A 21,005-nucleotide genomic window follows, 5' to 3' on the forward strand; every position below is an offset into this window, starting at 1 on the left:
CCGAGCCACCCAGTCGGGCGGATTCACTGTCACGGCATGTGATGACTGGGGGAAAGATTACTATTCGGCATCACGCAATCAAGTCACACGGCCCCAGCGTCATGGAAAACATCGACTACCGTTAGTGACGCAAGCGCAGCGCGCGGTGAGGATCAGTGCTGAGCGGACCCGTCCGCTTCGCCGAACACCTCGCGCATCCCGGCGGCCAGACCCGCGAGCCGGTCGGTGGCGTCCTGCAGCAGGTGCCGCTGCTCGCCCGAGCCGCTCGCGGCCACGGCCTTGCCGGCGGCGGCGACCACTCCGCCGTACCGGGCCACGCCCTCGTCCAGCTCGGCCCGCAACCGCTCGACGTCCGCGCGCAGCTCCTCCTGCTCCGCGGACGGCGCGTAGCGCATCGCCGACTCGACCGCGACCAGCCGCTGCGCACCCCGGCGCAGCTCCGCAGCCGCCGCGTCCGCGGTCGCCCGCGCCTCGGCGGCCGAGGCCCCCGCGCCCGCCGAGGTGAGCTCGGCGAGGGCGGTGTCGAGCGTCTGCTCGGCCTCCTTGAGCCGCTGCATCGGCGGCCGTGCCGCCGACCCCGGCGCGGGGAGCAGCTCGGTGGCGCTCGGCGCGGGCAACGGGGTGTTCTTCAACTTCCGGTACTTCAACCCGGCCTGCACCGCGCCGACCCCGCCGGCCAGGGCGACACCGCCGAGACCGACCGCGGCGGTCTCCCCCGCGTACTGCCAGAAGAAGATCGAATCGACGACCGGCGTCATCCAGGAGGCGACGGCGCCCAGCCCGAAAACTCCGGCACCGGCAGCACTGGTGTTCGCGATCCGCTTGGCCGCCCGGCGCCGCCGGATCAGCCGGGCGCGCGGATCGCGCCAGTCGGCCCACCGGCGCCGGACCTCGGTCGCCACGGGCCCGCGCAGGGTCTCCAAGGCCGCCTCGCCCAGCTGCGCGAGCTCCTGCTTCCGGGACATGGCGCCGCCTCCGCCTCGGTCAGGCCTGGTCTGCCTGCGGCTTCTCCTGCTTCGTGGTCTCCGCCGGGGTGCTCGCCTGCTCGCCGCTGGAGAGCTGCTGCTGCGAACCGCCGGTGACCTGCTGCTGGTCTCCACCCATGGTCGCGCGCAGCTGTGCGAGCCGGCTGGCACCGGCCGCGTCGACGGAGGCCTGCTCGACCTCCATCATCCGGCCCTGCACGCTGTTCTGCGCCAGCTCGGCCTCGCCGAGCGCGGTGGTGTAGCGGCGCTCGATCTTGTCCCGCACCTCGTCCAGCGAGGGCGTGTTGCCCGGGGCCGCCACCTCGGTCATCGACTTCATCGACGCCGAGACCTGCTCCTGCATCTTGGCCTGCTCCAGCTGGCTGAGGAGCTTGGTGCGCTCGGCGATCTTCTGCTGCAGCACCTGCGCGTTGCGCTCGACGGCCTGCTTGGCCTGCTCGGCGGCACCCAGCGACTGGTCGTGCAGCGTCTTGAGGTCCTCGACGCCCTGCTCGGCGGTGACCAGCTGGCTGGCCAGCTGCGTCGCGGTCTCCTCGTACTTCTGGGCCTTGGCCTCGTCCCCTTCGGCGCGGGCCTGGTCGGCCATCACCAGCGCCTGCTTGGCCGAGGCCTGCAGCTTCTCGACCTCACCGAGCTGGCGGTTCAGCTTCATCTCCAACTGGCGCTGGTTGCCGATCACCGACGCGGCCTGCTGGGAGAGAGCCTGGTGCTGCCGCTGGGCCTCTTCGATGGCCTGCTGGATCTGCACCTTGGGGTCGGCGTGCTCGTCCACCTTCGACGAGAAGGACGCCATCAGGTACTTCCAGGCCTTCACGAACGGGTTGGCCATCTCCTCCGCCTGCCTTCTTTCCGCTTGCCGGCTGCCCCCAGCCGATCTCTCTCCGGTACAACGCACCACGAGCCTCGGCTGGTTCCATCGTGTCAGGTAGTTGTGTCCGCTTCCACCAAACACGGCAGATCTCCGGGTATTTCCCGGACGCCTCGCGTTGATCGAAGCAGGCCCGCCCGAGCACCGCCGCCCCGGGGCACGAACGGACGTCCCACCGTGATCAACATACGCGACCGCCCCGCGCGCCGTGGGGCACGCGGGGCGGGTCAGCGGTGTCGTCTAGTCGTTCAGGCGGCCACTACCTGCTTCCGCACAGGAGCGCTGATGCGCTGGCTGAGCACCGGCTGCAGACCCGAGCGGGACGAACCGTCCCCGGCTTCGGCGAACTGGTCGGAGTCGGAGAGCTCGGCACCGATGAGGCTCGGCACCAGCTGACCACCGTCGATGTCGGCCGTGGCGGGCTCCTCGACGACCGATGGCACGACCATGGTCCCGTCGAGGTCACCGGCAACGGTCACCAGCAGCTCTGGCAGCGGCAGGTCCAAGGCGTCGCAGATCGAGGACAGCAGCTCGCTGGACGCCTCCTTGCGGCCCCGTTCGACCTCGGACAGGTATCCGAGGCTCACCCGGGCAGCGCGCGAAACGTCCCGCAACGTCCGAGACTGTGCGGTCCGGGCGCGGCGCAGCCGTTCACCGACCGCCTCCCGCAACAATGCGGTCATCGCGCGCCTCCCTTCCTTCGTCGCCTTCCGCGTGCACTACGCGTGAACGCCCCCTACGTTACTCATCGATGGGCCGGAACGAGAACGATCGAGCCGAAGTCCGCCCAGGGCGAACGGGTCATGATCGATCGGACTAGTCCCCTCTGGGCCATGTTCGCGCAGCGCACGGGGGCGTGCGGACACATGACGGCCCGCTTGCAGATTGTTCAACGCAGCAGCCCCGTGAGGTGTTCCAGGGCCACCCGAACGGCGGCTGCGCGCACCGCGTGCCGACCACCGCCGAGCGAGGCGGTGCGCACCTGGACCCCCTGCGGACCGCAGAACCCCAGGTGAACGGTGCCCGGTGCGACCCCGTCCTGCGGGTCGGGGCCGGCCACGCCGGTCAGCCCGACGCCCCAGTCCGCTCCGCACCGCTCCGACGCGCCGACGGCGAGTTGGCCGGCGACGTCCGGGTGGACCGCACCGTGCTCGGCGAGCAGCTGCGGGTCGACCCCGGCGAGCCGGTCCTTGAGGTCGGTCGCGTAGACGACCAGGCCGCCGCGCACCACCGCGCTGGAGCCCGGCACCTCGGTCAGCGCGGCCGCGACCAGGCCGGCGGTCAGCGACTCGGCGGTCGCGACCGTCTCGCCGCGCCGCCGCAGAGCGTCGATCAGCTCCGCCACCTGCGCGAACGGCAGACCGAGGGGTTCGAGGATCATGCGTCGGCCTTCGCTCCGCCCGTGGCCCGCAGCCGCAGCGCCCGGATCACGTAGTCCAGGCCGGTCACGACGGTGGCGATCAACGCGGCGCCGAGCACGATCCAGCGCACGACGTCGGCCCAGGTGCCCAACGGCATCAGGTAGAGGCCGATCGCGATGGCCTGCAGCAACGTCTTGATCTTGCCGCCGTGGCTGGCGGCGATCACGCCGTGCCGGATCACCCAGAACCGCAGCAGCGTCACGCCCAGCTCGCGGACGATGATCACCCAGGTGGCCCACCACCACAGGTCGCCGAGCAGGCTCAGGCCGACGAGCGCGGCGCCGGTGAGCGCCTTGTCGGCGATCGGGTCGGCGATCTTGCCGAAGTCGGTGACCAGACCGCGCTTGCGCGCCACCTCGCCATCGATCCGGTCGGTGACCGAGGCCAGGACGAACACTCCGGTGGCGATCCAGCGCCACACCCCGTCGTGCCCGTCGTTCCAGAACAGCGCCACCAGGAACACCGGCACCAGCACCAGCCGGGACATGGTCAGCACGTTGGCGATGTTGAGGACGGGCGCCTGCGGGGCCTGGCCTTCGGCCGTCATGGCTGCTCCCCGGACTCCTCGACCGGGCGCACCACCAGGTCGACCCCGTCGCTGTCGACGACCTCGCACCGCACCAGCTCGCCGACGGCCAGGTCCTCGGCGTCGACGACCAGGCACTCGCCGTCGACCTCGGGGCCCTGGTGCTCGGCGCGGCCGAGGACGTCGTCCTCGTCGAACCGCTCGACCAGCACGGTGACCTCGGTGCCGATGCGGTCCTCGGCGCGTTGCGCGATGAGCTCGTCGGCGAGGGCGGTGAGCTGCTCGACGCGCGCGTCGACCTCCTCGGGGGCCAGCTTGTCGTCGAAGCCGGCAGCCTCGGTGCCGTCCTCGTCGGAGTAGCCGAACACGCCGATGGCGTCCAGCCGGGCCCGGGTCAGGAACTCCTGCAGCTCGGCGAAGTCCTCCTCGGTCTCACCGGGGAAGCCGACGATGAAGTTGCTGCGGATCCCGGCTTCCGGCGCCAGCTCCCGGATCTGCTCGATGAGCTGCAGGAACGACTCGGTGGAGCCGAACCGGCGCATCCGCCGCAGCACGGGCTCGCTGGAGTGCTGGAAGGACAGGTCGAAGTAGGTCGCCACGCCCGGTTCGGTGGCGATGGTGCGCACCAGACCCGGACGGGTTTCGGCGGGCTGCAGGTAGGAGACCCGGACCCGCTCGACGCCGTCGAGCTCGGCCAGCCGCGGCAACAGCAGCTCCAGCGCGCGCTGGTCGGCGAGGTCCTTGCCGTAGGAGGTCGAGTTCTCGCTGACCAGGAACAGCTCCTTGGCCCCGTTCTGGGCCAGCCAGGCGGCCTCGCCCAGGACCTCTTCCGGCGGGCGCGACAGGAAGGAGCCGCGGAAGGACGGGATCGCGCAGAACGAGCAGCGGCGGTCGCAGCCGGAGGCGAGCTTGAGCGCGGCGACCGGCGAGTCGTCGAGCCTCCGGCGCGAGACCTCGCGCGCGGCGGGTACCCAGCCGTGGCCGGGAACGACGACGTCGGCTGCCACCGCGGGACGCGAGACCGGGCTGATCGGCAGCATCTTCCGGCGGTCCTGCGGCTGGTGGGGCTGCACCGCGCGGCCGGCGAGCACGTCGTCGAGCCGGTCGGCGAGGTTGCCGTAGTGGTCGAAGCCCAGGACGGCGTCAGCTTCGGGCATCTGCTCGGCCAGTTCCGCGCCGTAGCGCTCGGCCATGCAGCCGACGGCGACGACCCTCGCGCCGGTGTCGGACGCGGCGAGCAGCGTGTCGACCGAGTCCTTCTTCGCGGACTCGACGAATCCGCAGGTGTTGACCACCACGACCTCGGCCTCGTCGGGGTCGACGAGGTCCCACCCCTGGCCGTGGAGGTTGCCCGCCAGCTCTTCGGAATCCACCTCGTTGCGCGCGCAACCGAGCGTGACCATGGCGACTCGGTGGTGTTGCTGCTCGGTTGACATGGGTCGAGCCTAACGTCCCTGGTGTCACCGTCCGGCAACGAGCCTGCCACCGCAGAACGCGGTCGAGCTAGCACCGTGATGACGGTCATCCGGACGACCCTCGTCACGCTGGGCCGGTGGGGCTTGACGTGGATGCCATCCAGGAACGGTCGGCCCAGGTTCGCGGTGCGCGAGCGATCAAGTCGTTGGTCGCTCGCTACGCGGGGAAGGTGTCCTCGGCGAGGAGCTCGTGACCCTCTACGAGGGCATCCAGGAGTTCCAGCTCGCCGAGCACGGCGGCCCGTCGGCTGCGGCGCGCTGCGCGTCCTCTGGGAAGACCTCGCCGCAGCCGTCGCCGTCGACCCGGCGGAGAAAGGGCGCGGCGTCGGGCGCTTCGTCGTCGACGAGCTCGGCGAAGCAGGCGGCCGCTCTGGGCCTGTCGCGGATCTTCACCTTCGAGGCGGAGTTCCTCGGCCGCCACGGCTTCCGTCCGTTCGCCGACACCCCGGTTCCGCCCGAGGTTCACGCCGAGATCCGCCGCTCCCCCGATGAGTGCGTGGCGCAGTTCCGGGGCCTGGCGCACGTCAAGCCGAACTGCTGGAGTTGGCCTGACCGTGCGCAGAGCTACGATGGCCGCATGAATGGTTATGCGCCGTCGGAGATAGTGATTCGACGGGCTCGGATCGCCGACGTGCCGACGATCAAGGCGCTGGTCGACACCTACGCCGGCGAGGTGTTGCTGGAGAAGGAACTCGTCACCCTCTACGAGGACGTCCAGGAGTTCTGGGTCGCGGAGGACGACGGCAGGGTCGTCGGATGCGGCGCCCTGCACGTGCTCTGGGAGGACCTCGCCGAGATCCGCACCGTGGCGATCGACCCGGCGGTCAAGGGGCGCGGCATCGGGCACCGGGTCGTGCGACGGCTCGTCGAACTGGCCACCGAGCTCGGGCTGTCCCGGGTCTTCGTGCTGACCTTCGAGACGGAGTTCTTCGGCCGCCACGGCTTCCGCACCATCAACGGCGCCCCAGTCAGCCGGGAGGTCTACGAGGAGATGCGCCGGTCGGTGGACGCCGGTGTCGCGGAGTTCCTCGACCTCGCCAACGTCAAGCCCAACACCCTCGGCAACACGCGCATGCTCCTCGAGCTGGACCGCTGAACCGCGTCCTCAGCTGCTGCCGGGCACCGGAAGGTCCGGGGGCGCTCACCCCGTGCAGCGTCGTTCATCCACCGTTCGCGTTCGTAAGTTCGCAACTTCCTCACAGGTACCTCTGGCTCCGGTTATAAACACCGGTGGTCATCCGTTCCACCCAGAGGAGACTGCCTTGGAACGCAACCGACGCCGTGGCCTGATCGCCACCGTGGCCGCCACCGGTGCCCTGCTGCTGACCAGCGGGACCGCGCTCGCCGCCGACCTCACCCCCGAGCAGCTGCGCAAGACCACCGACAGCTACCTGTTCGAGCACTCCCTCGACGAGTTCACCGAGACCCGCTCGGAGAAGCCGCACGCCGACCAGCTCGACTGGTCCTCCGACGGCTGTTCCTACTCCCCCGACTCGCCGTTCGGCTACGAGTTCCTGGAGAGCTGCGACCGGCACGACTTCGGTTACCGGAACTACAAGAAGCAGGACCGGTTCTCCGAGGACAACCGGCTCAAGATCGACGACAACTTCCGCGACGACATGTACTCCGCGTGCGACGGGGAAGGCGCGTGCGAGGCCACCGCGGACCTGTACTACGAGGCCGTGCGCCAGTTCGGCGGTTCCGCGTCCTCGCTCGCCGAGGCCGTCGAGATGGCCGGCGTCCCGGAGAAGGCCCGGCAGCTGCGCTGAGGCGGAAACCCCCACCCGGCAGGAGGACCAACTCCCCGGGTGGGGCGCACCGACACCCCACGCTCACGCAGGGGACCGCCAAACGCACGCGGCGGGCACCCGCTCGCGCAAGGGCACCCGTCACGACGCCCGCAGGCCCCACACTTCGCGCGCGAATGTCGACTCGGAACTTCCGGTCGCAATTTCGCGCGACATGTGAATCCCCGGCGTGTGTGCGCGCAACACGCCGGGGTGAGTCGGGACTCGGGGATGCGGGCAAGCCTCGGCGCCCTGGTCGTCTTCTCGGAACTCTCGGTCGCTTCACCGGGATCCCTGGTCGCCCGAAACTCCCTGGTCACCTCCCGGAATTCGGGTCGCCCCCAGCACTTCGTGGTCGCCCGTCAGAGAGCCCCTGGTTCCCTGGCCGCCGTATCCCGGGATTCCTGGCCGTATCCCGGGATTCCTGGCCGTATCCCGGGGTTCCCGGTCGTATCCGCGGACCTCCCGGTCGTACCCCCGACGAATCCTCGGCCGCACCGACGGATCCCCCGGTCGCACCCACGGATTCCCGGTCGCACCCACGGATCCCCCGGCCGCACCCACGGATTCCCGGTCGCACCCACGGATTCCCGGCCCCGACGGATCCCCCGGTCGCACGCACGGATCCCCGGTCGTCTCCCGGGAGGCGTGGCGGTCGGGCGCGGGATGTCAGCGGCCGATCCGGGGGTCCACCGGGCGGGTTTCGGACTGCGTCGCGGCCGATCCGCCGTCGATCGGGCCGACGCCGTAGAACGCCTCGCACGGCCCGCCGATGTAGTGCTCGAAGTCCGTGGTCACGTGGATCATGGACTTCCCGTCCGCGGTCGGCAGCAGCGTGGGGCTGAAGTTGCGGCACACGCTGCCCCGGTTGTAGCTGATCTCCACGGGCGCCGGGACCTCGCGCCACGGCCCGCCCGGGTCCTCGGGGGTGTCGTTGACCATGACCGTCTTGCCGTTGCCGGGCGCCCAACCACCGTTGTCCCCGGCGAGCATCTGGTAGGCCAGGAGCAGCCGTCCGTTGGGGTTCGGACCCGGCGCGAGCGCGACGGTCGGCGTGCCGAGCGGCTGGCCGCCGGACTCGGACACGATCTCGGTGCCGAGGTCGTACGGGTCGCCCCAGTCCCACCCGTCGGAGGAATTGCGGATCCACACCGTGCAGGTGTGCACCGGGTCGTCATTGCACACCTCGTACACCATCACGTAAGTGCCGTTCGGCAGCTTGCGAACTCCGGACATACCCGGCCGCACGGTGAACTCGTCGTTCTTCACCGTCTCCTTCAGACCAGTCCAATTCCGGCCGTCCGAGGAACGGACCTGCACCAGCTTCTGATCGTGCTTCGGATCGCCGTCGTCGGAGTAGAACGCGACCAGATCACCCTGTTCGGAAACGGTGAACTCGGGTTCCCACACACCCGGGCCGACCGGGGCCTGCACGATGTCGGAGAGGTGGCTCCAGGTGGTGCCGTGGTCGTCGCTGCGCCACACCCGGATGCTGGACTGCCGCTCCTCCGCGTCGTCGCCGACGCCGGCGGTGCCCGCCCACAGCAGCGTCCCGGCGGGCATGTCGCCGACCTGCTGCGGCAGCTCGTAAAGAGTCGAGCAGCACATGCCCTTGGTGTTCCCACCTGCGGGATCGTGGATCTCGGCGAGCGGCTGGAAGGTCTTGCCGTCGTCGCGGCTCTCGTGGATGACAGCGAACCCGGCGTTGTCCCGGTAGGTCGTCATGCTCGCCAGCACGCGGCCGTTGGCCTCGCCGGAGTGCTCCAGCCGCACCAGCCGCGGGTAGCTGGACCCGCCGACGCGCAGCAGCTCCCCCTTCTCGACGTCCTGCGCCCCGACATCACCGGGAGCGGGTGCGGACAACGCCGCGTGCTGCGCTCCGGCGGCCACCCATGCCGCTGAGAAGAGCACGACCAATGACGCGCGAATCCTTCGGACGACCATGCGCGAACAACCCCTCGACCGCGGGCGGATCAAACCGTCAGCGGCGGAAAGGTTATCTCAGGAGAATGCAGGATCGAGCCCTCTCACAATTCCGTTCAGAGCAATTGATCCCTCGCAAACGGAGCAAGTGGAGGAAAGGCGGTGAAGAGTGGTGAACGACCGTGAAAAACGCGTGGAAAAGGAGGGCCCGCGGCGTGAACTCGCCGCGGACCCTCTCCTCTCACTCCTCCTCGTCCGGCGGCGGTCCGCCGCGGATCGCGTACAGCGCGTTCTCCAGCTCGTCGGGCTTGACCAGCACGTCGCGCGCCTTGGAGCCCTCCGACGGGCCGACGACGCCGCGCGACTCCAGCAGGTCCATCAACCGGCCGGCCTTGGCGAAACCGACCCGCAGCTTGCGCTGCAGCATCGATGTCGACCCGAACTGGCTGGTCACGACGAGCTCGGCGGCCTGCAGCAGGACGTCGAGGTCGTCACCGATGTCGGAGTCGACCTCCTTCTTCTCGCCCGCCTTGGCCGCGGTGACCCCGTCGGTGTAGTCCGGTTCGGCCTGATCCTTGGTGTAGGCGACGATGCGGTGGATCTCGTCGTCGGCGACGAAGGAGCCCTGCACGCGCACCGGCCGCGAGGCGCCCATCGGCAGGTACAGCGCGTCACCCATGCCGATCAGCTTCTCGGCGCCGGGCTGGTCGAGGATGACCCGCGAGTCGGTCAGCGACGAGGTCGCGAACGCCAGCCGCGAAGGCACGTTGGTCTTGATCAGACCGGTCACCACGTCCACCGACGGCCGCTGCGTGGCCAGCACCAGGTGGATGCCGGCGGCACGGGCCTTCTGGGTGATCCGCACGATCGCGTCCTCGACGTCGCGCGGCGCGGTCATCATCAGGTCGGCGAGCTCGTCGACGATCGCCAGGATGTAGGGGTAGGGCTTGTACTCGCGCTCGCTGCCCGGGGGCGTCGTGATCTCCCCGGAACGCACCTTGGCGTTGAAGTCGTCGATGTGCCGCACCCGGTTGGCCTGCATGTCCTGGTACCGCTGCTCCATCTCCTCCACCAGCCAGGCCAGCGCCGCGGCGGCCTTCTTCGGCTGGGTGATGATGGGCGTGATCAGGTGCGGGATGCCTTCGTAAGGCGTCAGCTCCACCATCTTCGGGTCGATCAGGATCATCCTGACCTCCTGCGGGGTGGCCCGCGCCAGCAGCGACACGAGCATCGAGTTGACGAAGCTCGACTTGCCGGAACCCGTCGACCCCGCGCACAGCAGGTGCGGCATCTTGGACAGGTTCGCGGTGACCATGTGGCCCTCGATGTCCTTGCCGAGGCCCATGACCAGCGGGTGCGAGTCCTTGGCGGCCTCGGCCGAGCGCAGCACGTCGCCGAGCCGCACCATCTCCCGGTCGCTGTTGGGCACCTCGATGCCCACCGCGGACTTTCCGGGGATCGGTGCGAGCAGCCGCACGTTGTCGGTGGCGGCGGCGTAGGCGATGTTCTTGGTCAGCGCGGTGATCTTCTCAACCTTCACGCCGGGACCGAGCTCGACCTCGTAGCGCGTGACCGTCGGCCCGCGGGTGAAGCCGGTGACCTGCGCGTCGATGTTGAACTGCTCGAGGACCGCCGTGATCGCCTCGATCATCGAGTCGTTGACCTTGCTGCGGGTCTTCGGCGGCTCCCCGTCGGTGAGCACGTCCAGCGGCGGGAGCTGGTAGTCGCCCTCGACGTCGCGGCTGATCTGCGGCCGGTCGCTCGTCTTCGGCGGCTTCTCGGCCTTCTCCGGCTTCGCGGCGGGGACCTCGGCGGCCTTGGCCTTGGCGGGCTTGGCCGGTTCGTCCGGGACGTCGTCGAGGGAGAGCTGCTCGTCCTCGGAGGACATCGCCGCCTGGCGGCGCCGGGACGGCCGCCGCAGCTTGACCGTCGACGGGTCGCCCTCGAGCTCGGCCTTGCCGGGTGCGGGCTCGAAGCCGCCCTCCTCGTCGTGGCCCTCGCCGCGCAGCGTCGCGAGCACGTCGCGCACCGAGGTGCCGGTGAGCACGAGCAACCCGAACAGCCCGGCGAGCACCAGCACCGGCACGGCGACGTAGCCGGTCAGGCCGTAGGCCAGGGCTCCTCCCGCGACGAAGCCGAGCGCACCACCGGCGGTGGGCCATGCTTCGGGCTCGAGCGGGGAACCCGACAGGACGTGGATGGTTCCGAGCGTCGCGAACAGCAGCAGCACCGAGCCGATGACCACGCGCGGTCGGGCTTCGGGGCTGGTCTCGGTGCGCATCAGGATGATCGAGGTGACCAGCAGGACGACCGGCAGCACGACTGCGCCGATGCCGATGACCGAGCGCAGCGCCCAGTCGAACCAGTGGCCGACCGGCCCACCGGCCTGCCACCACACACCGGCGGCGACGATGACCGCCAGCGCGAGGTAGATCAGCGCGATCCCGTCGCGGCGGTGGGCGGGGTCGAGCTCGCCGGTCCTGCCGACCGCGCGGACGACGCCGCCGAGCCCGCCGCCCTTCTTCGCGGTGCTCTTGGCGGGGGCGCGCTTCGGGGGCGCCTTGCGGGGAGCGTGCGTCGACCCGGGACGCGGAGCGCTCTGCCCCTTGGAGGTCTTCGACGTGGAGCTCTTGGCCCCCGCTCCCCGGGACGCGGTGCTACCGCCACGCTTCGCAGTGGAGCCGCCACGCTGCGTCGCCGACTTGCCGCGCGACGAGCCCCGCCCCCCGTTCGATGTCCGGCTCGCCATGCCCCACACGGTATCGGCACCCGCCTCTCCCGTCACAACAACCACAGGGGTTCGCGCCCGTCCGGCGCCAGAGCCATGAGACCCTTGCCCATCATGGTTGCCCTGCCCAGCGGCCCGGAGCCGACACACCGGAGCGATCGCGAGGAGCTGTTCCGCGCCACTCCGAGGCTGTGGCGCGCGCTGATGCGCGTGGACCGCGCGGTGATCGCCCTGACGGGGAGGCTGGTCGTCACCGGCGACGTGCCGGACGACCTGGGCGGCCGCCCGCTGCTGCTGGCGGCGAACCACATCGGCAACCTGGACCCGCTGGTGCTGATCGCGGCCTGCCGGGAGCGGCGGATCGCGCCCCGGTTCGTGGCCACGGGCGGATTGTTCGACGCGCCGGTGCTGGGGTCGATCATGCGCGCGGGCCGGCACGTGCGCGCTGACCGGGGCAAGGCGACCGCCGCTGAAGCGCTGGACAAGGTCGTCACGGCGTTGTCGGAAGACGCGAACCCGGTTCTGGTCTACCCGGAGGGGCGGCTCACGCTGGAGCCGAACATGTGGCCCGAGCGCGGCAAGACCGGCGTGGCCCGGATGGCGCTGGCGGCGGGGACCGAGGTGGTCCCGATCAGCCAGTGGGGTGCCCACGAGGCCATGTGCTACGGCATGGTCCGCGTGGAGCGCACTCATGACCTGTGGGTCCTGTTCTCGTCCTGGCTGCGGGCGATCGTGCGCCGACCCACGATGCGGGTCCACTTCGGCGACCCGGTGGACCTCTCGGACCTGTCCGCGGACCGCGTCGGTGACGCCGCGCGCGCCCGCGACCGCATCATGCGCGCCATCACCAACGGGCTGGTCCCGCTGCGCGCCGACGAACCGGAGGCACCGCGCCACCAGGACCCGACCCGCCCGGTCAGCGAGAAGCCCACCCCCTGGCTGAGCCGCTGAGCGAACGAGGCCGCGGTCGCCGCGACGACTTCTCGCCAACTCCACTCCGCGGCCACGTCGGATCTCGTTAACTGTCCCCACTTCACCGCCGCCACCGGCGGGAGACCCGGACAGACGAGGACGATCGTGAGAAAAGCCGCCACCACTGCGCTGGCGCTCGGGCTGTTGATCGGCTCAGCGCCGATGGTCGGCTCGGCAGCCGCCGCGCCACCGCCACCCGAGTTCACCCCGACCCCGATCCAGTGGGGACCTTGCGAGAGCGAGACGCTGCAGAAGGCAGGCGCCGAATGCGGCGTCGTCTCCGTCCCCTTGGACTACGCGGACCCGGCGGGCGAGCAGGTCGAGCTCGCGGTCTCGCGCGTGAAGCACACCGTGCCCGACGACCAGTACCAGGGCGTCATGCTGGTCAACCCCGGCGGACCCGGCGGGTCCGGGCTGAACCTCAGCGTGCTCGGCCAGTACGTGCCCAAGGGCGCCGGCGCCGCCTACGACTGGATCGGCTTCGACCCGCGCGGTGTCGGCAGCAGCCGGCCGGCGCTGTCCTGCGACCCGAACTACTTCGGGTACGACCGGCCGCACTACGTCCCCGACGCCGAGCTGGAGAAGGCCTGGCTGGACCGCGCGGAGGGTTACGCGAAGGCCTGCGGGAACGCCGGCAAGCTGCTCGACCACATCAAGACGACCGATTCGGTCGAGGACATGGACAGCATCCGCAAGGCACTGGGCGAGGAGCAGATCAACTACTACGGCTTCTCCTACGGCACCTACCTCGGGCAGGTCTACGGCACGCTGCACCCGGAGCGGGTGCGGCGGCTGGTGATGGACGGCGTGGTCAACGTCGAGGACGTCTGGTACCAGGCGAACCTGAACCAGAGCCTGGCCTTCGACCGCAACATCACGATCTTCTTCGACTGGGTGGCCCGCCACGACGCGACCTACCACCTCGGCACCACCGCGGAGGACGTGGAGAAGCGCTACTACGACGCGCTCGCCGCGCTCGACCAGGCACCGGCCGGTGACGTCATCGGCTCCGCCGAGTGGACCGACCTGTTCCTGCCGGCCGGGTACTCGACGTCGGCGTGGCCGGAGCGCGCGCAGGCGTTCGCGGCGTGGGTCAACAACGGCGACTGGGCTCCGGCCAAGGCGCTCTACGACGACACCAACGCCCCCGGTGACGACAACGGCTACGCGATCTACACCGGCGTGGAGTGCACGGACGCCAAGTGGCCGACCAGCTGGGAGCAGTGGCGCAAGGACAACTGGGAGGCCCACGCCCAGGCGCCCTTCGAGACCTGGGGCAACGCCTGGTACAACGCCCCGTGCCTGTTCTGGCCCGCCAAGCCGGGCAAGCCGGTCGAGGTCGACGGCAGCGAGGTCGACAGCGCGCTGCTCATCAGCGAGGAGCTCGACGCCGCCACCCCGTTCCCGGGCGCGCTGGAAGCCCGCGAGCGCATCCCGAGCGCCAGCCTCATCGGGCTGCCCGGCGGGACGACCCACTCGGGATCGCTGAGCGGGAACGCCTGCGTGGACGACAAGATCGCGGACTACCTGCTCACCGGCGCCCTGCCACCCCGCCAACCCGACGAGGGCCCGGACACCACCTGCGAACCGCTGCCCCAGCCCACCCCGGAACAGGTGGGCACCCAGGCGGCCACCGGCCAACCAGCGGTCCTGCAAGAAGCTCTGCAGTCCCACCACCACTGATCCGATGAGGACGGGCCGGTCCCCGCGGGGGGACCGGCCCTTCTTCTTGGTCTTCACCGGCCCCACTGCAGCCGTCCGATTGCGACATCCAGGTGACGGCCGGGAGGAATTCCCTCACTCGGTAAGGTGATCACGTTCATACTGTGCGCCGGTCGGGAACCGCTGTGACGACCACAGGAGATCGTCGAAGGTGGACCGGCAGCCGAACGTGCAAGACGACGATGGGGGAACACCGCCGTGGCCGGGTTCGTGGTCGATCCAGCAGGACTGCAGAGCGCCATCAAGCGCTTGGAGAAGATTCGCGACGACGCGCTCGCCATGGTCGACAGTGCGGCGCGTGTTGAGCCGGGTGAGCTGACGGCGAAGGACACCTACACCAACAAGGCACGCATGGCGATCACCGAACGCGCAGCGGGCGAGACCGGCTCGTTGCGCATGACGGCGCAGGAGCTCTCCAAGAAGCTGCAGGAGAAGATCGACGCTTACCACGCGGTTCTCGCCGAATACCGCGCAGCGGACGAGCACGGGAGCGACGTCCAGCGTCCCCTCGCGAGCTAATGTGCCCGGCGTGATCCGTACCGTGACGACGAGGAGTGACGTGGTCAAGCGCAGCGCGATTCTCTGTGCAGGCGCAGCCTTTCTGGGCAGCGCCCTCACCGCCTGTGGTGGTGAGCAAGGAGACGCACCCGCACCTGAGACGCATCAGCCGAGCGGAGTCACGATCAGCGCGCCGAAGGACGCCATGGCGACAGATCGCTGCAGCCTCCTCCCCGCCGCCGCTGCTACCGAGTTGGGCTTGGCACCTCAAGGGCAGGAGCAGGCCGACCCGCTTGACCCGGAAGCTCCCTCACCGTGCGTTTGGAACTCCGAAGACGGCCGGAACCGCCTCTCGCTGACGCCGCTCGATGGCCGTTCGATCCAGGCGTACCACGACAACAAGTCGAAGTACGTCGACTTCCAAGAGCTTTCCGTCGCGGGGCACCCGTCGGTCCGTGCCAACCAGGGTGATCCGAAGCAGGACGGTGCCTGCGACATCTTCCTCGCAACGAAGGAAGGGCAGGTCCTGTCCGCTCAAGCCCATGTGATGGACACGAGCCAAGACGCTTGCGGCCTCGCCCAGAAGGCGCTCGAAGCCGCTGTTCCCACCCTTCCTGCTTCGAAGTAGTCATTGGGGGCCACCACACATGCTCGACATGTGCTACGCGAGTAGCGCCAAGGAGTACCGCAAGCAGATGGGCGGTTCTCCGGACGCCGCCAGCTTGCCCACACCGACCGACGAAGGTGTGAAGCGCTGGGAGAACGCTGCGAAGAAGTTCGACGACATGGTGGACGACATCGCCGATGCGCTTCGCGCAGCCGAGGTCGCGCACACGGGTGCTGCTGCCGAGGCCGCCGGTGCTTCGATCGCCGAGATCCAGCCGCTCGCGCGGGCGGCCGCCGAGACCTCGCGCGGGGTCAAGGATGCCCTGGAGGAGCAGAACACCTACCAGCGCGAGGCTTTCCAGGCCCTGCCGCGGCAGGACGACCCGCTGCCCAGCGGACACGGAGCCGTCCTGGACCCGCCGCAGAAGGGGTGGGTCGAGGACTGGGGGCTCGACTCCAACCCGGTGACCGGGTGGATGTCGGACTACGAAGAGCGCCAGCAGGCCTACGTGGACACCAACCAGCAGGCCAACCAGGTCATGGAGCGCTACAGCCAGCAGACCGAGGGCGTGATCGCGCGGCTGCCCGAGTTCCAGCCCGCTGACCAGCCGCCGCCCGCGGCTCCGCCAGCGTCGTCGTACCCGACTCCCGGCACTCACGCCGGTGGTGACGGCGGTTCCTCGTACTCCGGCGGCACCTACTCCTCGCCCGCGGGCACCTCCTCGGCGTGGGCGTCGGCTCCGGCGGCACCGGCGGTGCACGCGCCGTCCGCGCCTCCGGCGGCGTCGAACCCGGCGTGGGCCACGCCGGCGCCGTCGACCCCCGGTCTCCCGCCGGGTGTCGTGCGCGGCCCCGACGGCACGTTGTTCCGGCAGAACCCGCAGACGGGTGCCTGGGAACGGCAGAACCCGCACAACGGTCGCTGGGCTCCGTCGCCCCACGGTGGTCCTGGTGGCCGCCGCGCGGCCGAAGGCGCCGGTGCGCCCGTGGGTCGCGGTGCGGGCGGTCGCCCCGGGATGGGCGGTCTGGGTGCCGCCGGTGGCGCGAACGGTGCCGGTGCAGCGGCGGGTCGTGGCGGACCGGCCGGAGCCCCCGGAGCGGGTGCGGCCGGACGCGGTCAGCAGGGCGAGTCCGAGGAGCAGGAGCACCAGCGTCCTGGCTGGTTGGTGGAGCAGGACGACGTGTTCACCAACGACATGCAGCGCACCGCACCTGCTGCCTTCGGCGACGCCGACCGAGGCCGGTGATCCGTGGCCAGGCGTGAACTGAGCCTGCCTCCCGCCTCGGCGAACTACCTCTGCACACGTTTCGACCTGCAACTCCACCCGCTGCTGCGGGTGGGGTGGTTGCCGCTGGAGGCGACCGAGCAGGACCGCCGTGAGCCGGCCGAGCTCGGTCGGCGCCAGCTCATCCAGCAAGGCCTGTTCGACGGCGACGAGCTGCACCCGTTCGTCGAGGACGCCGTGCGGCTGCTGGCCCGGCCGCCGCTGGCGGTCGGTGTCGCGGTCAACGCGCGGGACGGCGAGAACTTCAACGCCGTGCTCGTCGAGTACGAGCGCAGCACCATCCAGGCCTACCAGGCCGATGGCGACACCCCGGACGACCTCCGGGACATCCGCGTCAAGCGGCACGTGCACGGAGGTCCTGCGGGCAACACCGTGAACCTGCTCGGCGCGATCACCGCGGCCGAGGGCACGTCGGTGTCGCTGCCCCACGCCCACCTCGAGCAGGTCACCCAGCGGATGGGCGGTTCGAACCGAACCCTGTCCGCGGCACTGGGATACGCGGGAGTGCGTGGTGCGCAAGCGAACACGCTGCTCCAGGCGTTCACCGCGAAGCGTCGGCTGGAGGGCCTCATCACCGTGCGGGCCTACGACCAGCAGGTCCGGCGGACGCGGTCGCTGCCGTTCCACGCGCAGTTCTTCGCCACCGACGCCGGCTGCTACCTGGCTCAGCGCAAGCCCGGCCGGGACGGGCAGGACTGGTACACGCTGGCCCCGGCCGATTCGCGGAAGCTCGTCGGGACCATCAACGAGATGATCCGGTTGCTGACCCGGCCGACCGCCCGGGTCTGACACGAGGAGGGCTGGTCCCCGGCGGAGACCAGCCCTCCTCGTGTGCGGCTCAGCCCTCCGTGATCGGAGCGTTGACGCAGGAGCTGTCCTGCGGGGACGCGATGGGTGCCGTCAAGCCCAGCACCGCGGCGTTGTTGCCGCACAGCTGGACGGGGAGAACGCTCGCGTTGTTGTCGTTGAGCAGGTTGACCCCCTCGTTGTCCGAGCTGTCGGCGAACGCCGGGCCACCGATGGCCATGAGTGCCGTCGCCGCAGCGGCAACGCCGAGAAGTCGAGCGGAAGTGCGCACTTCAGACCCCAATCTTGCCGAGTGCTGTGTTCAGCGGAACGAAGAGCTCGAACCGGCGGGGTTCACCCTGGCAGCGGACCTGTCCCCCAGCTCGGTGGGTCAGCCTGACGTGCCACGACCACCACACGGCCGGTGCCCGACATGACCCGCGGTGCACCACGAGATCGGACATTCCCCCCGACCGGAACCGCACGACCGGGTGGTGGGGGATCGGCGACCGGTGCGGAGCGGGTCGCCACCACGACCGCGCCGGCTACTGGCCGTGGACCGCACACGCGAACGGGGTGGCGCGGAAGGGTTTCCGCGCCACCCCGTTCGTGGAAGAGATCAGGAACCGACTGGCAGGACGTTCGGCACGATCATCGGACGTCTCCGGTACTTCTCGGCCACCCAGCGGCCGACCACCCGGCGCACCGCCTGTGCGATGCGGTGCGTGTCGGTGATGCCCTCCGCCTCGGTGCGCGCGAGCTCCATCTCGACCATCGGCACCACTTCGTCCAGCGCCTTCGGATCGTCGGAGAAGCCCCGTCCGGAGAGCGTGGGCGGGGAGACCGCGCGCCCGCTCATGGCGTCGACCGCGACGGTGATCGCGATGAAACCGCCCTCGCCGAGCACCAGCCGGTCGGACAGCGTCGATTCGCCCACGTCGCCCACCGACAGGCCGTCGACGTAGACGTGACCGACCTCGACGCGGCCGGCGATGCTCGCGATGCCGTCCACCAGGTCGACCACCACGCCGTCCTCGGCGATGACCACGCGGTCGCCGGGCACCCCGGTCAACCGGGCCAGCTCGGCGTTCGCCCGCAGGTGGCGCCACTCGCCGTGCACCGGCATCACGTTGCTCGGCCGCACCGCGTTGTACAGGTACAGCAGCTCGCCGGCCGAGGCGTGGCCCGAGACGTGGACCTTCGCGTGGCCCTGGTGCACCACCTGGGCTCCCAGCCGGACCAGGCCGTTGACCACGCCGAACACCGCGGTCTCGTTGCCCGGGATCATCGAGCTCGCCAGCACGACAGTGTCGCCGGCGCGGATGTCGATCTGCTTGTGCTCACCACGCGCCATCCGCGACAGCGCCGACAGCGGCTCGCCCTGCGAGCCCGTCGAGACGAAGGCGACCTCTTCCTCGGGCATCTCCAGCGCCTGGTCGAGGTCGACCAGCAGTCCCTCCGGGACGTCCAGCATGCCCAGGTCGGCGGCGATGCCCATGTTGCGCACCATCGACCGGCCCACGAAGCAGACCTTGCGGCCGTGCCGCTGCGCGACCTCCAGCACCTGCTGCACGCGGTGCACGTGGCTGGCGAAGCAAGCCACGATGACCCGCTGCGTCGCCGCGCCGATCACGCGGTCGAGCACCGGACCGATCTCGCGCTCCGGGGTGACGAACCCGGGCACCTCGGCGTTGGTCGAGTCGACCAGGAACAGGTCCACGCCCTCGTCGCCGAGCCGGGAGAACCCGGCCAGGTCGGTCAGCCGGCTGTCCAGCGGCAACTGGTCCAGCTTGATGTCACCGGTGTGCAGCACGACCCCCGCGGGCGTGCGGATCGCCACCGCCAGCGCGTCCGGGATCGAGTGGTTGACCGCGAAGAACTCCAGGTCGAAGGAGCCGTGCTTGCTGCGCTGGCCCTCCGCGACCTCGATCAGCTCCGGGTTCAGCCGGTGCTCGCGGCACTTGGCCGCCAGCAGCGCCAGGGTGAACTTCGAGCCGACCACCGGCAGGTCCGGCCGCAACCGCAGCAGGAACGGCACCGCGCCGATGTGGTCCTCGTGGCCGTGCGTGAGCACCAAGGCCTCGATGTCGTCCAGCCGGTCCTCGATCGCGCCGAAGTCCGGCAGGATCAGGTCGACGCCCGGCTGCTCGTCCTCCGGGAACAGCACGCCGCAGTCGACGATCAGCAGCCGGCCCTCGTGCTCGAAGACCGTCATGTTGCGACCGACCTCGCCGATACCGCCGAGCGCGACGACCCTGAGACCACCTTCGGCCAGCGGGCGTGGTGGTGCCGACGAAGTCGGCGTCACCGGGTGGTACTCAGTGGCTGTCGCCTGTCCGCTCAACGCTGTGTCACCTCTGTGCTGCATCCGGGTTGACCAATACCAGGCCAGCATCCCACAGGTCGCTGGTGATCAGCCGCACCTGCTCCTCGGTGGCGGCCGGGAGCGGCAGCCTCGGCTGCCCCGTCTCGTAGCCGCACAGCCGCAGAGCGGTCTTGGCGAAGATGACACCACCGACGAAGTTCATCGACCGGTAGACCGGCAGGAGTCCCTTGTGGACCTCCAAAGCGCCTGCGACGTCACCGGCTTCGTAGCTGTCGAGCATCTTGCGGAGCCGGTCGCCGACCACGTGGCCGATCACGCTGACGAAGCCGACCGCGCCCACCGACAGCCACGGCAGGTTCAGCGGGTCCTCACCGGAGTAGTAGGCCAGGCCCGCGTCGTTCATGGCCTCGCTGCCCGCCCACAGGTCGTGCTTGGAGTCCTTGACCGCCACGATCTGCGGGTGCTCCGCCAGCCGCTTGAGCGTGTCGACCTGGATCGGCACGACGCTGCGCGGCGGGATGTCGTAGAGCATCACCGGCAGCTCGGTGGCGTCGGCGACCGTCCAGAAGTGCTGGAAGACGCCTTCCTGGGGCGGCCGGGAGTAGTAGGGGGTCACGACCAGCAGGCCGTGCGCACCGGCCTTCTCAGCGGAGCGCGCCAGCTCCACGGAGTGCTCGGTGTTGTTGGTGCCGGCACCGGCGACGACGGTCGCCCGGTCGCCCACCGCCTCGACCACCGCGCGCAGCAGCCGCTCCTTCTCCTGGTCGGTGGTGGTGGGGCTTTCCCCGGTGGTGCCGTTGACGACCAGCCCGTCGTTGCCGACGTTGTCGACCAGGTAGGCGGCGAGCTCCTGCGCCACTTTCAGGTCGACATTCCCGTCCTCGTCGAACGGCGTGACCATGGCGGTCAGGACGCGGCCGAACGGGCGGCCCGGAATGGCGGTAGGGCAGTCGGTCATAGCACTGACGCTACCTGGTCAGGAGCCCGGTGAAGAAAGCCGGACCAGGCCGGGACGAGCTCGCCGGAAAGGTGTTCCCGGCGAGCTCGAACAGGCGTGTTTCTTCCGGTCGACCAGGTTGCTGACGAGCACTTTTC

Annotated in this window: 19 protein-coding genes; 8 read left to right on the forward strand and 11 right to left on the reverse strand. The window is 70.2% G+C overall.

Features of this window, described 5'->3' with window-relative positions; translation table 11 throughout:
* Positions 1-152: 152 nt before the first annotated feature.
* From pspM to rimO, 6 genes are all read right to left on the reverse strand, one after another.
* Entirely contained in the window at positions 153-965 is an 813-nt protein-coding gene (pspM, locus tag EIL87_RS13615) for a phage shock envelope stress response protein PspM (RefSeq protein ID WP_125090870.1), read from the reverse strand.
* A gap of 19 nt (positions 966-984) precedes the next feature.
* Positions 985-1,815, reverse strand: coding sequence for a PspA/IM30 family protein (locus EIL87_RS13620; RefSeq protein WP_125090872.1), 831 nt, complete (start codon positions 1,813-1,815; stop codon positions 985-987).
* 287 nt (positions 1,816-2,102) lie between these two features.
* Complete coding sequence (locus tag EIL87_RS13625; protein ID WP_125090874.1) at positions 2,103-2,537, reverse strand: helix-turn-helix domain-containing protein; 435 nt, start codon at positions 2,535-2,537, stop codon at positions 2,103-2,105.
* 206 nt (positions 2,538-2,743) lie between these two features.
* A complete protein-coding gene (locus EIL87_RS13630) occupies positions 2,744-3,235 on the reverse strand; it encodes a CinA family protein (protein WP_125090876.1) in 492 nt (163 codons plus the stop codon).
* Positions 3,232-3,822, reverse strand: coding sequence for a CDP-diacylglycerol--glycerol-3-phosphate 3-phosphatidyltransferase (gene pgsA / locus EIL87_RS13635; RefSeq protein ID WP_125090878.1), 591 nt, complete (start codon positions 3,820-3,822; stop codon positions 3,232-3,234). The genes EIL87_RS13630 and pgsA overlap by 4 nt, the downstream gene beginning before the upstream one ends.
* Complete coding sequence (gene rimO, locus EIL87_RS13640; RefSeq protein WP_125090880.1) at positions 3,819-5,237, reverse strand: 30S ribosomal protein S12 methylthiotransferase RimO; 1,419 nt, start codon at positions 5,235-5,237, stop codon at positions 3,819-3,821. Before rimO ends, pgsA begins: the two co-directional genes overlap by 4 nt.
* 616 nt (positions 5,238-5,853) lie before the next feature.
* Here rimO and EIL87_RS13650 point away from each other — a divergent pair.
* The gene (locus tag EIL87_RS13650) at positions 5,854-6,372 is read left to right on the forward strand and encodes an amino-acid N-acetyltransferase (protein ID WP_125091108.1); all 519 of its coding nucleotides are present in this window, start codon (positions 5,854-5,856) and stop codon (positions 6,370-6,372) included.
* A gap of 166 nt (positions 6,373-6,538) precedes the next feature.
* A complete protein-coding gene (locus EIL87_RS13655; protein ID WP_125090882.1) occupies positions 6,539-7,045 on the forward strand; it encodes a phospholipase in 507 nt (168 codons plus the stop codon).
* Positions 7,046-7,732: 687 nt separating this feature from the next.
* Here EIL87_RS13655 and EIL87_RS13660 read toward each other — a convergent pair.
* Positions 7,733-8,974, reverse strand: coding sequence for a sialidase family protein (locus EIL87_RS13660; RefSeq protein WP_233576259.1), 1,242 nt, complete (start codon positions 8,972-8,974; stop codon positions 7,733-7,735).
* Positions 8,975-9,227: 253 nt separating this feature from the next.
* Positions 9,228-11,735 carry an FtsK/SpoIIIE family DNA translocase gene (locus tag EIL87_RS13665; RefSeq protein ID WP_125090886.1) on the reverse strand — a complete coding sequence of 836 codons (2,508 nt, stop codon included), beginning with the start codon at positions 11,733-11,735 and terminating at the stop codon, positions 9,228-9,230.
* 183 nt (positions 11,736-11,918) lie between these two features.
* Here EIL87_RS13665 and EIL87_RS13670 point away from each other — a divergent pair, with 183 nt between their 5' ends.
* The 6 genes from EIL87_RS13670 to EIL87_RS13695 all read left to right on the forward strand — a co-directional run bounded on the left by EIL87_RS13670 (position 11,919) and on the right by EIL87_RS13695 (position 17,587).
* Positions 11,919-12,665, forward strand: a complete 747-nt coding sequence (locus EIL87_RS13670; RefSeq protein ID WP_125091109.1) for a lysophospholipid acyltransferase family protein — start codon at positions 11,919-11,921, stop codon at positions 12,663-12,665.
* 126 nt (positions 12,666-12,791) lie between these two features.
* Positions 12,792-14,369: an alpha/beta hydrolase gene (locus EIL87_RS13675; RefSeq protein WP_407690540.1), complete on the forward strand. Its 1,578-nt coding sequence runs from the start codon at positions 12,792-12,794 to the stop codon at positions 14,367-14,369.
* A gap of 237 nt (positions 14,370-14,606) precedes the next feature.
* A complete protein-coding gene (locus tag EIL87_RS13680) occupies positions 14,607-14,927 on the forward strand; it encodes a hypothetical protein (RefSeq protein WP_125090888.1) in 321 nt (106 codons plus the stop codon).
* A 40-nt stretch (positions 14,928-14,967) separates the two neighbouring features.
* The gene (locus tag EIL87_RS13685; RefSeq protein ID WP_158628638.1) at positions 14,968-15,534 is read left to right on the forward strand and encodes a DUF3558 domain-containing protein; all 567 of its coding nucleotides are present in this window, start codon (positions 14,968-14,970) and stop codon (positions 15,532-15,534) included.
* A 28-nt stretch (positions 15,535-15,562) separates the two neighbouring features.
* Positions 15,563-16,759, forward strand: coding sequence for a hypothetical protein (locus EIL87_RS13690; protein WP_199740405.1), 1,197 nt, complete (start codon positions 15,563-15,565; stop codon positions 16,757-16,759).
* 3 nt (positions 16,760-16,762) lie between these two features.
* Positions 16,763-17,587, forward strand: coding sequence for an ESX secretion-associated protein EspG (locus EIL87_RS13695; protein WP_125090892.1), 825 nt, complete (start codon positions 16,763-16,765; stop codon positions 17,585-17,587).
* A 49-nt stretch (positions 17,588-17,636) separates the two neighbouring features.
* On the opposite strand, the gene EIL87_RS13700 is transcribed toward EIL87_RS13695, so the two are convergent.
* The 3 genes from EIL87_RS13700 to dapA all read right to left on the reverse strand — a co-directional run bounded on the left by EIL87_RS13700 (position 17,637) and on the right by dapA (position 20,868).
* Positions 17,637-17,876: a hypothetical protein gene (locus EIL87_RS13700; RefSeq protein ID WP_233576229.1), complete on the reverse strand. Its 240-nt coding sequence runs from the start codon at positions 17,874-17,876 to the stop codon at positions 17,637-17,639.
* A gap of 327 nt (positions 17,877-18,203) precedes the next feature.
* A complete protein-coding gene (locus tag EIL87_RS13705; RefSeq protein ID WP_199740422.1) occupies positions 18,204-19,892 on the reverse strand; it encodes a ribonuclease J in 1,689 nt (562 codons plus the stop codon).
* 43 nt (positions 19,893-19,935) lie between these two features.
* On the reverse strand, positions 19,936-20,868 hold the full coding sequence (dapA, locus tag EIL87_RS13710; RefSeq protein WP_125090896.1) for a 4-hydroxy-tetrahydrodipicolinate synthase: 933 nt from the start codon (positions 20,866-20,868) through the stop codon (positions 19,936-19,938).
* Between the last annotated feature and the right edge of the window lie 137 nt (positions 20,869-21,005).

It is taken from the genome of Saccharopolyspora rhizosphaerae, assembly GCF_003931915.1.
Lineage (GTDB): Bacteria > Actinomycetota > Actinomycetes > Mycobacteriales > Pseudonocardiaceae > Saccharopolyspora > Saccharopolyspora rhizosphaerae.